6 protein-coding genes and 3 pseudogenes are annotated in these 12793 nt (G+C 74.5%); all 9 read left to right on the top strand.

The annotated features are described in order from the left end of the window. Position 1 precedes the first annotated feature (1 nt). Positions 2-1735, top strand: a complete 1734-nt coding sequence (murJ, locus tag C6361_RS36025) for a murein biosynthesis integral membrane protein MurJ (RefSeq protein WP_107270566.1) — start codon at positions 2-4, stop codon at positions 1733-1735. Between the two features lie 86 nt (positions 1736-1821). Beyond that, positions 1822-2922, top strand: a pseudogene (locus C6361_RS36020) (glycosyltransferase family 4 protein); the annotation flags it as partial. 125 nt (positions 2923-3047) lie between these two features. Beyond that, positions 3048-5327, top strand: coding sequence for a hypothetical protein (locus tag C6361_RS36015; RefSeq protein ID WP_107270564.1), 2280 nt, complete (start codon positions 3048-3050; stop codon positions 5325-5327). Positions 5328-5545: 218 nt separating this feature from the next. Continuing rightward, positions 5546-7267 (top strand): annotated as a pseudogene (locus tag C6361_RS36010) (CTP synthase); the annotation flags it as partial. Between the two features lie 130 nt (positions 7268-7397). Next, entirely contained in the window at positions 7398-8006 is a 609-nt protein-coding gene (locus tag C6361_RS36005) for an NUDIX hydrolase (RefSeq protein WP_234359212.1), read from the top strand. Positions 8007-8291: 285 nt separating this feature from the next. Next, complete coding sequence (ald, locus tag C6361_RS36000; RefSeq protein WP_107260101.1) at positions 8292-9407, top strand: alanine dehydrogenase; 1116 nt, start codon at positions 8292-8294, stop codon at positions 9405-9407. Between the two features lie 12 nt (positions 9408-9419). Next, positions 9420-10412, top strand: coding sequence for a site-specific tyrosine recombinase XerD (locus tag C6361_RS35995; RefSeq protein WP_107270563.1), 993 nt, complete (start codon positions 9420-9422; stop codon positions 10410-10412). 246 nt (positions 10413-10658) lie between these two features. Beyond that, positions 10659-11588 (top strand): ParA family protein, encoded by a 930-nt coding sequence (locus C6361_RS35990; protein WP_101366633.1) that lies wholly within the window; start codon positions 10659-10661, stop codon positions 11586-11588. A gap of 211 nt (positions 11589-11799) precedes the next feature. Continuing rightward, positions 11800-12771 (top strand): annotated as a pseudogene (locus tag C6361_RS35985) (ScpA family protein); the annotation flags it as partial. Between the last annotated feature and the right edge of the window lie 22 nt (positions 12772-12793).

Below are 12793 nucleotides of genomic sequence, written 5' to 3'. Positions count from 1 at the left end.
GGTGGGCAGGCCGGCACCCCTCGTCGGCGCCGGGCGGGTGGCCGGCGCCGCGACGCTGATCGCCGTACTCACCGTGGCGAGTCGACTGGCCGGGTTCGGGCGTACCGGCGTCTTCACCTGGGTGATGGGCGACCGCAGCGACCTCGGCGGCATGTACGTCGTGGCGAACAGCGTCCCGAACATCGTCTTCGAGATCGTCGCCGGTGGGGCGCTGGCGAGCCTCGTCGTACCGCTGCTGGCCGGCGCGGTCGCCGCCGGTGACCGGGCGGCGGTGGCGGCGACCACCGGGGCGCTGCTGAGCTGGACGGTGAGCCTGCTGGTGCCGCTCGCGGTCGCGGTGGCGCTGCTGGCCGAACCGATCGTCGGACTGATCTCGGACCAGCGCAGCCCCGCCGAGATCGAGGCCGGCGCGCGGATGCTCCGGGTCTTCGCCCCGCAACTGCCGCTCTACGGCATCGGCATCGTGCTGACCGGGGTGCTCCAGTCGTACCGGCGGTTCGCCTGGCCGGTGATCGCCCCGCTGCTCTCCAGCGTGACCGTGATCGGCGTCTACCTGGCGTTCGCGGCCGTCGAGGGGGTGCACCCGAGCATCGCCGAGGTCGGCCGGGGCGGCGAGCTGATCCTCTCCGCCGGTACCACCCTCGGGGTGGTGGTGCTCTCCCTGTCGCTGCTGATCCCGCTGCGCCGGCTGCACCTGCGGCCCCGGCTCGGGTACGGCTTCCCCGCCGACGCCCGGGGCAGGCTCGGCGGGCTCGCGCTGGCCGGCGCGGTGACGGTACTCGGCCAGCAGGTGGCGCTGCTGGTCAGCCTGCGCCAGCTCAGCGGCGGACCGACCGGTGCGGAGATCGTCTTCAACCTCGCCCAGACGGTGTACCTGCTGCCCTGGGCGGTGCTCGCCGTCCCGCTCGCGGTCGCCGCGTACCCGACCCTGGCGGCGGCGCACGCCACCGGCGACGAGTCGGCATACCGCCGGACGCTGGCCCCGACCGTCCGGCGGGTGCTGCTCTTCAGCTGCCTCGGCGCGGCGGCGCTGGTCGGCACCGCCGGACCGGTGGCCCGGTTCTTCTGGCCGGACAGCGGGGCGCCCCAGGTCGCCGCCGTCGCCGGGTTCGCACCGGGCCTGCTCGGCTACGGCCTCTTCGCGGTGCTCACCCGGGCCATGTACGCGCGCGGCGCCACCCGCCCGGCCGCCGTCGCCACCCTGGCCGGCTGGCTCGTCGTGCCGTTCGCCGCCGTCGGGTTCTCCGCCGCCTTCCCGGTGGACTATCGGGTGTTCGCGGTCACGGCGGCGAATTCGGTCGGCATGCTGGTGCTGGGGGTGCTGCTGGTCGTCGCGGTCCGGCGCAGCGCCGGTCCGGCCGCGTTGACCGGATTGCCCAGGTCAACGCTGGTCGGGCTGCTCGCCGGGGCGGTCGCGGCGGTGGTCGGCGCGGTCTGCGCACACTGGTTGCCCGGCCTCGGGGGTGGTACCCCGGCGCGAGTCGACGCACTCGTGCAGGGCATGCTGTCCGGAGTCGCCGTGGGCGCGGCTTTCGTCGCGGTCGCCTATCCGCTGGACCGGCACGACGTCCGGCCGCTGCTGGCGACGCTGCGTGGACGCCTGCGCGGGGTGCTGGCCCGCCGGGGTGGGCCGGCGGCGTCACGGCGGCGCAACGGGACGGAGACGGAACGCCCGGACCGGCCGGACGCGGCCGACCCGGGCGAGGACGACGGGAAGGAACGGGTGTCGCGGTGAGCGAGCGGGGTGGGCCGGCTCGACCGGGGGACCGCGCCGAACCGGACGCGCCGGCACCGACGGCCGCCGTCGGGCGGGTCGGCGCGGTGGCCCTGGTGCTCGCCTCCAGTACCGGCGGCGTCGGCCAGCACGTCGCCTCGCTCACCCGTGGCCTGGTCAATGCGGGAATGTCGGTCACCGTCTGCGGTCCGGCCGCCACCGAGCAGCAGTTCGGCTTCACCGCCGCCGGTGCCCGGTTCGTGCCGGTGGAGATCCCGGCCAGCCCCACCCCGGCCGACGCGCGGGCGGTCACCGCGCTGCGCCGGGCCCTGGCCGGACCGGTCGACGTCGTACACGCGCACGGGCTGCGGGCCGGCCTGGTGGCGGTACTCGCCCGCCCGGCCGCCCCGGTCGTGGTGACCTGGCACAACGCGGTACTCGCCGGTGGGCTGCGCGGGCGGCTCTCCCGGCTGGTCGAGCGGATCGTCGCCCGGCGGGCCCGGGTCAGCCTCGGCGCCTCCGCCGACCTGGTCGAGCGGGCCGCCGCCCTCGGCGCCCGGGACGCCCGGCTCGCCCCGGTCGCGGCACCCACCCTGGCGGCGCCCCGGCGCAGCCGCTCGGCGGTACGGGCCGAGTTCGGCGTCGCCCCGGACCAGCCGCTGATCCTCTCGGTCGGCCGGCTGCACCCGCAGAAGCGGTACGACGTGCTGGTCGACGCCGCCGCCCGGTGGCGTGAACTGGATCCGCCACCGGCGGTGGTGATCGCCGGCAGTGGCCCGAGCTATCTGCCGCTGGCCGCCCGGATCTCGGCCGCCCGGGCCCCGGTGACGCTGCTCGGGCACCGGACCGACGTCGCCGACCTGCTGGCCGGAGCCGACCTGGCGGTGGTCACCAGCGACTGGGAGGCCCGGCAGCTCTTCGCCCAGGAGGCGCTGCGGGCCGGCGTACCGCTGGTGGCGACCGCGGTCGGCGGCGTGCCGGAGCTGGTGGGCGAGGCGGCCGTACTCGTGCCGCCGGCTGACGTGGAGGCGGTGGACGAGGCGGTCCGGGCACTGCTCGACGATCCCGACCGGCGGGCCGCCCTGGCCCGGCTGGCCACCGCACGGGCGGCGCAGTGGCCGACCGAGGCGGAGACCGTCGCCGCCGTCGCCGCGCTCTACGCCGAACTCGGCGCGGCGCCGCCCACCGCGGACCGACCGGCGGAGCCGGCGGCCGACTCCGCCGCTCCGGGGCCGGCGGGGTTCGGCGCGGCAGCGGAGGAGTCCGAGGGGTCCGGTGACTCCCGACCGCCCTCCGCCGGCCGGGAGACGGGCTCGTCGGCGGGGCGCGGCTGATGTTGCGCCGGCTGGTGCCCGTACTGCTGACCGTGGCGGTGGTGGCTCTCGGAGTCGCCGCGCTGGTCGTCCGGCCGGCCACCCGGACGCCGGCACCGACCGCCGACTACGTGCTGCTGGCCGGGGTACCGGGACTGCGCTGGGACGACGTCGACCCGCAGACCACCCCGACGCTGTGGCGGATGGCCGAGGGCGGTGCCATCGGCTCGCTGTCGGTGCGCTCGGCCCGGCAGCCGACCTGCCCGGTCGACGGCTGGCAGACCCTCGGCGCCGGAAACTTCGCCGCCTGGGACGCCACCGTCGTCACCGACCAGTGTCCGCCGCTGGACGTCGCCGTCGAGCAGCCGGACGCGATCAGCGCCAACCTGCCCGACCAGCGGGCGACGGTCACCCACAACCAGGACAGGTTGCGCTGGGGCACCGTGCCCGGGGCGCTGGCCGAATCGGTCCGCTGCACCGTCGCGGTCGGTCCGGGCGCGGCGGTCGCCGCCGCCAGGCCGTTCGGGCGGGTCGACCGGTACGCCGCGGAACTGCCGCCGGATCCGACCGGGCTGCTCGACGACTGCGTACTCGGCATCATCGACCTCGGTACCGTCAGCGGCGAGGATCCCGCCGTCCGGGCCGCCGCCGCCCGCCGCGCCGACGCGACCCTGGCCCGGGTGCTGGCCGCCCGGCCGGAACGTTCCCTGGTGCTGGTGGCCGGCCTCGCCGACACCGACCGGTCGTCCCGGCTGCACGTGGTGGTGGCGGACGGTCCGGGCTGGGGGCGTGGCTGGCTGACCTCGCGCAGCACCGGCCGGGACGGCTACCTGCAACTCGTCGACCTGGCCCCCACGGCGTTGGCGGCGCTGGGCCGGCCGGCGCCCGAGCGGCTCTTCATCGGCCAGCCGGCGGGCGTGGTCGAGGGCCGTCCGGCCGACCTGCCCACCGCGATCGCCGCCCCCGCCGACGCCGACCGGGAGGCCCGGGCCCAACAGCAGGTGGCGAAGTGGTTCTTCCTGCTGCTGGCCGGGCTCCAGTGCCTGCTCGCGGTCGCCGTACTGCCGCTGCTGCGCCGGGCCCGGCGCGACGCCGGCCCGTCCGGACCCGCCCCGGTGCCCCGGCGGGTGGTCGCGACGGTCGAGGTACTGCTCATCGCCGCCGCGCTGGCGATACCGGCCGCGCTCGTCGCGGACGCCGTCCCGTGGTGGCGGGGTGCGCACGCCGGGGTCTACTTCGGGCTGGTCACGGCGATGCTGCTCGGCCTGGCCACCGCCGCGGTGCGGCTCGCCCGGGCGTACCAGCGCACCCTCTGGCCGCTGGGCAGCGTGGCCGCGCTGGCCGCGTTGGTGGTCGGGGTGGACGTGGTCACCGGGGCGCGTCTCCAGCTCAACGGGGTGACCGGGTACTCGGCCCTGGAGGGCGGCCGGTACGCCGGCCTCGGCACCGTCGGGCTCGGGGTCTTCATCGCCGGCACCCTGCTCTCGGCGGCCTGGCTGGCCCAGCGGGTACGCCGCAGTTGGCGGCCGGCCGTGGTGGTGCTGGTCGGCGTCCTCGGGGTGATCGTGGTCGGCAGCCCCTACCTCGGCGCCGACGCGGTGGGCGCGGTCGCGCTGACCGCCGGGGTGAGCATCGCCGCCGCGATCAGCACCGGCGGCTGGCTCAGCCTCGGCCGGCTCGCCTGGGCCACCATCGCCGGCCTGGCGGTGACCATCGGCTTCGTGGTGATGGACCTGCGGCAGCCGATCGACCAGCGGGGCAGCCTCGGCCGGTTCCTCACCGCCGTCGGCGACGGCACCAGCGGGCTGACCGTGCACCGCTCCGGTGCGGCGAACCTGGCCGCGCTGGCCGGGAGCCCGCTCACCGTACTCGCGCTGCTCGGTGCCGTGCTGGTCTGGTTCGCCCTGCTCCGGCCGTGGGGTGGGCTCAAGCGGCTCTTCGGGATCTACCCCGCCATGCGGGGCGGGATGGTCGGCATCCCGGTGGCGGCGGTGATCGCCGGCCTGCTCGGCGGTTCCGCCCTCAACGTCGCGGGTGCGGCCGCGGCGCTGGCCGTGCCGATGGCCGCCCTGGCCGCGTTGCGGGTGCTCGACCACGCCACCGACCGGACCATGCCGGCCACCGGTCCCTGCCCGGACGACGCGCCCGGCGCGGCCCCGCCGACCGCCGGCACGGATCCGGCACCCGACCGCCCCTCCGGCGCCGCCCCGCCCTCCGGCGCCGCCCCGCCCTCCGGCATCGTGCTGCGCGAGGCGGAACCCGGGCCGGCGCAGTCGTCGGCCGAGGTGCCGGCGGGCTGACCGGCACGCTGATCGGCGGGCTGATCGGCGGGCTGATCGGCGGGCTGATCGGCGGGCTGATCGGCGGGCTGACCGGCACCGGGGCGGCACCGGAAGCGGGTGCCCCCGGCAGCCCGGCCGGGGTTGGTGTTACCGTGGAATCCCGTGGATCGCGTGGATCATTTCACTGGTCCCACACCGGTTCGCACGACCGCGACAGACGACCACGGGAGCAGGCCTTGGCCCCTTCAGTACGGACGACCAGGCATATTTTCGTCACCGGTGGGGTTGCCTCCTCACTCGGTAAGGGCCTGACCGCCTCCAGCCTCGGAAACCTCCTCACGGCGCGGGGCCTTCGGGTCGTGATGCAGAAGCTCGACCCCTACCTGAACGTCGACCCCGGCACCATGAACCCGTTCCAGCACGGTGAGGTCTTCGTCACCGACGACGGCGCCGAGACCGACCTCGACGTCGGGCACTACGAGCGGTTCCTCGACCGCGCGCTCTCCGGCAAGGCGAACGTCACCACGGGCCAGATCTACTCCGAGGTGATCGCGAAGGAGCGCCGGGGCGAGTACCTCGGGGACACCGTGCAGGTGATCCCGCACATCACCAACGAGATCAAGTCCCGGATCCTGGCCATGGCCGACCCGGACGAGGACGGCCGTACCCCGGACGTGGTGATCACCGAGGTCGGCGGCACGGTCGGCGACATCGAGTCGCTGCCGTTCCTGGAGGCGATCCGGCAGGTACGCCACGACCTGGGCCGGGACAACTGCTTCTACCTGCACGTCTCGCTGGTGCCGTACCTGGCGCCGTCGGGGGAGCTGAAGACGAAGCCGACCCAGCACTCGGTGGCCCAACTGCGCAACATCGGTATCCAGCCGGACGCGATCGTCTGCCGGTCGGACCGGGAGATTCCGGACAAACTCAAGCACAAGCTCTCGCTCTACTGCGACGTGGACCGGGAGGCGGTGATCGCCGCACCGGACGCGCCGAGCATCTACGACATCCCGAAGGTGCTGCACCGGGAGGGGCTGGACGCCTACGTGGTGCGCCGGCTCGGGCTGTCGTTCCGGGACGTCGCCTGGCAGAGCTGGGACGACCTGCTGGAGCGGGTACACCACCCGCACCACACCGTCCGGGTCGCGCTGGTCGGCAAGTACGTCGACCTGCCGGACGCGTACCTGTCGGTGAGCGAGGCGATCCGGGCCGCCGGGTTCGGCCACCGGGCCCGGGTGGAGCTGCACTGGGTACCGAGCGACGAGTGTGTCACCGCCTCCGGTGCGGCGGCCGCGCTGGCCGGTGTCGACGGCATCGTCATCCCCGGCGGCTTCGGGGTACGCGGCATCGAGGGCAAGATCGGCGCCGCCCGGTACGCCCGGGAGAACGGCATCCCGATCCTCGGGCTCTGCCTCGGCCTCCAGTGCATGACCATCGAGGTGGCCCGGCACCTGGCCGGGCTGGACGGGGCGAACTCGCTGGAGTTCGACGAGAAGGCGAAGCACCCGGTGATCGCCACCATGGCCGACCAGGAGGACATCGTCGCCGGCCGGGGTGACCTGGGCGGCACGATGCGGCTGGGTGCGTACCCGGCGCGGCTGACCGAGGGCTCGCTGGTCGCGCAGGCGTACGGCGACACCGAGGTCAGCGAGCGGCACCGGCACCGGTACGAGGTGAACAACGCCTACCGGGACGCGCTGACCAAGGCGGGCCTGCACATCTCCGGTACCTCCCCGGACGGCCGGCTGGTCGAGTTCGTCGAACTGGACCGGGACCTGCACCCGTTCTTCGTGGCGACCCAGGCGCATCCGGAGCTGAAGAGCCGGCCGACCCGGCCGCACCCGCTCTTCGCCGCGTTCGTCGGCGCCGTCGTGACGTACTCGGCCGCGGACCAGCTCCCGGTGGAGCTGGGACCGGCCGCCGGTGTTCCCGCGACGGGCGGCGCCGGCACCTCTGCGGGGGAGCCGGCCGAGTTGACGGAGCTGGCCGAGTCGGCCGACGCGGTCGGGCGCAACGGGCAGGTCCGGTCGGCGAAGGCGGGTTCGTCGTCGTGACCGGCGGCGGTCCGTCCGGAGCGGCGGTGCGGGCGTGAACGGTCGGGCCGGCGGGCCGGACTACGAGGTACGCGAGCGGCGGGAACGGTTCCGGGGCAAGGTCTTCTCGGTGGTCACCGACCAGGTGGCGATGCCGGGCGGCCGGGTGGTGCCCCGGGACTACGTACGGCACGTCGGGGCGGTCGGTGTGCTCGCCCTGGACGAGCGGGGGCGGGCGGTGCTGATCCGGCAGTACCGCCACCCGCTGCGCCGGGTGATCTGGGAGCTGCCGGCCGGGTTGACCGACGTCGCCGGTGAGGCGCTGCCGACGGGCGCCCTGCGGGAGCTGGCCGAGGAGGTGGACCTGGTCGCGGGCCGGCTCGACCTGCTGGTGGACGTGCACACCTCGCCGGGGTATTCGGACGAGCTGATCCGGATCTTCCTGGCCCGGGAGCTTTCCGAGGTGCCGTCGGAGCAGCGGCACGAGCGGCGGGACGAGGAGGCCGGGTTGGAGGTGATCCGGGTCGACCTGGACGAGGCGGTCTCGATGGTCCTGGCGGGTGAGATCACCAACGTGGCCTGTGTCGCCGGGGTCCTCGCGGCGGCCCGCTCCCGGGACCGGGGCTGGGCCGGGCTCCGCCCCGCCGACTCGCCGCTGCCCTGACCGACTCGCCGCTGCCCTGACCGACTCGTCGTTGCCCTGACCGCCGCCCCGGACCGCCGTCCGCCCGGCGGTTCCGGCCCGGTTGCCGCCCGGTCCGCCGATTCGCCGCTCCGGCGTGGCTGACATACCGTCAAGGTTGCCGGTTACCCGCTGTCACAATGCTGGCTGCCGGTGCACCGCCCCGGTCCTAGACTTCCGCGGGCGGGACGGTGGACCGCGGTGGCAACGGAGCCACCGCGCGTCGCGCGGCCGGGGCCGACAGCCCCGGAGGAAGGTGTCGGAATCGTGAAGGTCGGAATTCCGCGCGAGGTCAAGAACCGCGAGTACCGGGTCGCCATCACCCCGGCCGGGGTGCACGAGTTCGTCCGTGCCGGCCACGAGGTGTACGTGGAGTCCGGCGCCGGGGCCGGCTCCTCCATCGCCGACGCCGAGTTCGCCGCCGCCGGGGCCACCATCCTCGGCGCCGCCGACGAGGTGTGGGGCGTCGCCGAACTGGTCCTGAAGGTCAAGGAGCCGATCGCCGAGGAGTACCACCGGATGCGCGAGGGGCAGGTGCTCTTCACCTACCTGCACCTGGCCGCCTCGAAGGAGTGCACCGACGCGCTGCTCGACCGGAAGGTGACCGGGATCGCGTACGAGACCGTCGAGCTGCCCGACCGGTCGCTGCCGCTGCTCGCCCCGATGTCCGAGGTCGCCGGCCGGCTCGCCCCGCAGGTGGGGGCGTACCACCTGATGCGCTCCGGCGGCGGGCGCGGCGTGCTGATGGGCGGCGTCTCCGGGGTGTACGCCGCCAAGACCGTGGTGATCGGGGCCGGGGTCTCCGGCCGGAACGCCGCCGCGATCGCGCTCGGCCTCCAGGCCGAGGTGCTGCTGCTGGACCGGGCGGTCGGGCAGCTCCGCCAGGCCGACGCCATCTACCGGGGCCACCTCCAGACGGTGGCCTCGAACACCTACGAGATCGAGCGGGCCGTCCTCGACGCCGACCTGGTGATCGGCGCGGTACTGGTGCCTGGTGCCAAGGCACCGACGCTGATCAGCAACGAGCTGGTCTCCCGGATGAAGCCCGGCAGCGTGCTGGTGGACATCTCGATCGACCAGGGCGGCTGCTTCGAGGACTCCCGGCCGACCACCCACGACGACCCGGTCTACCCGGTGCACAACTCGCTCTTCTACTGCGTGGCGAACATGCCCGGCGCGGTGCCGCACACCAGCACGTACGCGCTGACCAACGTCACCCTGCCGTACGCCCTCGAACTGGCGAACCACGGCTGGCGGGAGGCGCTGCGCCGCGACCAGGCGCTCGCGCTCGGCCTGAACACCCACGCCGGCCAGGTCACCTACGGCCCGGTCGCCGAGGCGCACGGCATGGGCACCCTGCCGCTGGCCGACGTGCTCGGCTGAGCGGACACCCTGCTGAGCGGGCAGCCGCAGCACGCCGGTGACGGGCCCGAACCGTCACCGGCGCTGCGTCGTGCGGTGCGCGGCTATCTCGACCACCTCACCGTCGAGCGCGGGCTGTCGACGAACACGCTCACGTCGTACCGGCGGGATCTGGAACGGTATCTGGCGACGCTGGCCGCCGGCGGGGTCGAGGACCTCGCGGCGGTCGGGCCGGCCGAGGTCGCCGCGCACGTGGCCCGGCTGCGGACCGGGGCGGACGGCCACCCGCCGCTGGCGGCGGCGTCGGCGGCCCGGGCCGCCAGCGCGGTCCGCGGCCTGCACCGGTTCGCGGTCCGGGAGGGGCTGGTCGGTCAGGACGCGAGCCGGGACGTACGGCCACCCGTCCCGCCCCGGCGGCTGCCCCGGGCGCTGGACGTCACCGAGGTGATCACGCTGCTGGAGACCGCCGGCGCGGTCGACGCCACCGGGCCCCGGGCCGCGCTGGAGCTGCGGGACCGGGCCCTGCTGGAATTCCTCTACGGCACCGGCGCGCGCATCTCCGAGGCGGTCGGCGCGGCGATCGACGACCTCGACCTGACCGACGGGTCGGTGCTGCTGCACGGCAAGGGCGGCCGGAGCCGGCTGGTACCGGTCGGCGGATACGCCGCCGAGGCGGTGCGGGCCTACCTGGTCCGGGCCCGGCCGACGCTGGCCGCCGCCGGCCGGGGCGTGCCGACGCTCTTCCTCAACGCCCGGGGCGGGCCGCTGTCCCGGCAGAGCGCCTGGACCATCCTGCGCCGGGCCGCCGCCCGGGCCGGACTGCCGGTGGACGGGCCGCAGGCGGTCTCCCCGCACACGCTGCGGCACTCGTACGCCACCCACCTGCTCGACGGCGGCGCCGACGTACGGGTGGTGCAGGAACTGCTCGGGCACGCCTCGGTGACCACCACCCAGGTGTACACGTTGGTCACCGTCGACCGGCTCCGCGAGGTGTACGCCACCGCACACCCCCGGGCGCGCGGCTGACCGGCCGATCCCGGTCGCACCGCCGGCGGGGTACTGTCGGGCGGCGGGTGCGATTCCGGTCGACCCGTGGTGGTCAGCGGCCGGTTCGACACGCCGAGACGGTGCCCACTACGGTGCTGCGACGTGGCGTAGAGTCGGGATCTGGCGCGGCCTCGTGAGGCGGCAATCGAGGTTCGCGGCGGCGCCGCACAGGACCACCGTTCGGCTCCGACGCCGGGCAGTCGTCGGGAGGGGGCGTACGAGGACATGGCTGGAAACGCTGACCGTGCCGAGGCGTGGACCTCAAGCCTGCGCGAGCAGCAGTCCGCCCTCGATCTCGGCGCCGAACTGGGCCCGGCCGACCCGGCCGCCTACACGATCCGCAAGCCGATCCCGGAACCGATGCCGACCGACCAGCACGGGCCGGCCCGGATCATCGCGATGGCCAACCAGAAGGGCGGGGTGGGCAAGACCACCACGACCATCAACCTCGGCGCCGCCCTCGCGGAATACGGCCGCCGCGTGCTGCTGGTCGACTTCGACCCGCAGGGGGCGCTCTCCGTCGGCCTCGGCGTCAACCCGCACAACCTCGACCTGTCGGTCTACAACCTGCTGATGCAGGACGACGTCACCGCCGAGGATGTGCTGATCAAGACGGATGTCGCCGGGCTGCACCTGCTGCCGGCCAACATCGACCTGTCGGCCGCCGAGATCCAGTTGGTCAACGAGGTCGCCCGGGAGATGGCGCTGGCCCGGGTGCTCAGGTCGATCCGCAAGGAATACGACTACGTCCTGATCGACTGCCAGCCGTCGCTGGGCCTGCTCGCCATCAACGCCCTCACCGTGGCCGACGGCGTGCTCATCCCGCTGGAGTGCGAGTTCTTCAGCCTGCGCGGCGTCGCCCTGCTGCTGGACACCATCGACAAGGTCCGCGAACGGCTCAACTTCGACCTGGAGCTGGAGGGGATCCTCGCCACCATGTACGACAGCCGCACCACGCACTGTCGTCAGGTGCTCCAGCGGGTGGTGGAGGCGTTCGGCGACAAGGTCTACCAGACCGTGATCACCAAGACGGTCAAGTTCCCCGAGTCCACGGTCGCGGGTGCGCCGATCACCACGCTCGATCCGGCCTCCTCCGGAGCCCGCAACTACCGCCAGCTCGCCCGAGAGGTGATCGCCGCGCAGGCCGAGCGGTAACAGGTGGGCGCCTCCGGCCGACGTCGGTCGGCGGTCTCCCGTTTCGTTCGTCTCTCGCGTTTCGTTCGTCTCGCGCGTTTCGTTCGTCTCGCGCGTTTCGTTTGTCCGGGCCCGGTTCGGTGCCCGCCGGGTCGAGGATCATCGGGTGAGTGACGGTACCGGGACGACGCTGACGGCTGACGGTCCGGAACCGGTAGACTACGGTCGTCGGGTGAGTTCCCCGCCCACCTCCCCGGCCGCGCCGGACCCGGTGCGTTCCGCGCCCGACCCACCGCCCTCCGTGGCGGACGCCCGGCCCGCCGTGCCGGCCGACGGCGACGGGGACGCCGTTCCGGTCGACCCGACCGCCGGGTCGGCGCCCGCCGAGGCCGAGGCGGCGGCCGGTTTCACCGTACGGCTGTCGAACTTCACCGGCCCGTTCGACCTGCTGCTACAGCTCATCGGCAAGCACAAGCTCGACGTGACCGAGGTCGCCCTGCACCGGGTCACCGACGAGTTCATCGCGTACATCCGGGCGATGGGGGACGACTGGGACCTCGACGAGGCGAGCGAGTTCCTCGTCGTCGCCGCGACCCTGCTCGACCTCAAGGCCGCCCGGCTGCTGCCGGCCGCCCAGGTCGAGGACGAGGAGGACCTGGCCCTGCTGGAGGCCCGGGACCTGCTCTTCGCCCGGCTGTTGCAGTACAAGGCGTTCAAGGAGGCCGCCGGGCACATCGCCGAGCTGGAGGCGGTCGGCTCCCGCCGCTACCCCCGGGCCGTCGCCCTGGAGCCGAGGTACGCCGAGGCACTGCCGGACCTGGTGCTCGGGATCGGACCGGAGCGGCTCGCCGCGCTGGCGGTCAGGGCGATGACGCCGAAGAAGGCACCCGTGGTCTCCATCGACCACGTGCACATGGTCCGGGTCAGTGTCCGGGAACACGCCGCGCTGCTGCGCGACCGGCTCCGCCGGGCCGGTATCGCCACCTTCCGGGTACTCTGCGCCGACTGCGAGTCGACGCTGGAGGTGGTGGCCCGGTTCCTGGCCCTGCTGGAGCTGTACCGCGAGGGGCTGGTCGGCTTCGCCCAGGTGGAGGCGCTCGGCGAACTCACCGTACGGTGGACCGGTCCCGAGGACGGCGGCGCCGAACTCGACATCGACGAGTACGCGGGTGCGCCGGCACCGCCGGACCGCCCCGCCGGGGCGACCGGGGACGAGACGCAGGAGG

The organism is Plantactinospora sp. BC1 (assembly GCF_003030345.1).
In the GTDB taxonomy this organism is placed as follows: Bacteria; Actinomycetota; Actinomycetes; order Mycobacteriales; family Micromonosporaceae; genus Plantactinospora.
The sequence above is the reverse complement of the archived record's forward strand: the minus strand, read 5'-3'. Positions and strand labels throughout refer to the sequence as shown.